A 1853-nucleotide genomic window follows, 5' to 3' on the forward strand; every position below is an offset into this window, starting at 1 on the left:
GCGCGGTTTTCGATGAGGTCGTCGACGACCGAGGGGTCGGCGAGGGTCGAGGTGTCGCCCAAGGCGCCGTAGTCGTTCTCGGCGATCTTGCGCAGGATGCGGCGCATGATCTTGCCCGAGCGGGTCTTCGGCAGGCCGGGGGCCCATTGGATGAGGTCGGGCGAGGCGATCGGGCCGATCTCGGTGCGGACCCAGGCGCGCAGCTCCTTCTTGAGGTCCTCCGAAGGCTCCACGTCGTTCATCAGCGTCACGTAGCAGTAGATGCCCTGGCCCTTGACCGCATGCGGGTAGCCCACCACGGCGGCCTCGGCGACCTTGGCGTGGGCGACGAGCGCCGACTCCACCTCGGCGGTGCCCATGCGGTGGCCCGAGACGTTGATCACGTCATCGACCCGGCCGGTGATCCAATAGTCGCCGTCCTCGTCGGCGCGGCAGCCGTCGCCCGAGAAGTAATAGCCCTTGTACTGCTGGAAATAGGTCTGCTCGAAGCGCTCGTGGTCGCCCCAGACGGTGCGCATCTGCCCCGGCCAGCTGTCCTTGATCGCCAGCACGCCCTCGGTCGGGCGCTCGGAGATCTCGACGCCCGAGGTGGGCTCGAGCACCACCGGCACGATGCCGAAGAAGGGCTTCATCGCGGCGCCCGGCTTGGTGGCATGGGCGCCCGGCAGCGGGGTCATCAGGTGGCCGCCGGTTTCGGTCTGCCACCAGGTGTCGACGATCGGGCAGCGGCCCTGGCCGACCTTCTCGTTGTACCAGTTCCAGGCTTCGGGGTTGATCGGCTCGCCCACGGTGCCCAGCAGCTTCAGCGAGGATAGGTCGCACCTGGTTACGAAATCGTCACCCTGGCCCATCAGCGCGCGGATCGCGGTGGGGGCGGTGTAGAACTGGTTGACCTTGTGCTTCTCGCAGACCTGCCAGAAGCGGCTGGCGTCGGGCCAGGTCGGCACGCCCTCGAACATCAGCGTCGTGGCGCCATTGGCCAAGGGTCCGTAAACAATGTAGGAATGCCCGGTGACCCAGCCCACGTCGGCGCTGCACCAGTAGACGTCGCCCTCGTGGTAGTCGAAGACCACCTCGTGGGTGAGGGCGGCGTAAACCAGATATCCACCACTTGAGTGCACAACCCCCTTGGGCTTGCCGGTCGAGCCCGAGGTATAGAGGATGAACAGCGGGTCTTCGGCATTCATCGGGCGCGGCGGGCAATCCGGCGCGGCGGTCTCCATCAGTGCCTTGACGTCGACGTCGCGGCCGTCGATCCAGCTGGTCTGGTCGCCGGTGTGCTTGACCACGAGGCAGCGCACCTTGTCCGAGCAGTGCAGGAGGGCTGCGTCGGTGTTGGACTTGAGCGCGGTGCGGCGGCCGCCGCGCGGCGCGGTGTCGGCGGTGATGACGATCTTGGCGCCGCAATCGTTGATGCGGTTGGCCAGCGCGTCGGGCGAGAAGCCGGCGAAGACGATGGAATGGATCGCGCCGATGCGGGCGCAGGCGAGCATGGCATAGGCCGCCTCGGGGATCATCGGCAGGTAGATGACCACCCGGTCGCCGCGCATGACGCCCTGCGACAGCAGGACGTTGGCCATGCGGTTCACCTTGTCGTAGAGCTCGGCATAGGTGATGTGCTGGGCCGGATCCTCGGGGTTGTCGGGCTCGAAGAGGATCGCGGTCTGCGCGGCGCGGGCGGGCAGGTGGCGGTCAATGCAATTGTAGGCGACGTTGAGCACGCCGTCCTCGAACCATTTGATCGAGACATTGCCGAAGACGAAGTTCGTATCCTTGATCTTCGTCGGCCGCGCCATCCAGTCGAGCCGCTGCGCCTGCTCGCCCCAGAAGCCGTCGGGATCGGCGATCGAGCG

1 protein-coding gene is annotated in these 1853 nt (G+C 66.9%); it reads right to left on the bottom strand.

Going from position 1 to position 1853, the window contains the following annotated elements:
* On the bottom strand, nt 1-1853 hold a 1853-nt coding region (gene acs / locus IQ782_RS29495), incomplete at both ends, for an acetate--CoA ligase (protein WP_194138223.1).

The organism is Salipiger mangrovisoli (genome assembly GCF_015223355.1).
GTDB lineage: Bacteria > Pseudomonadota > Alphaproteobacteria > Rhodobacterales > Rhodobacteraceae > Salipiger > Salipiger mangrovisoli.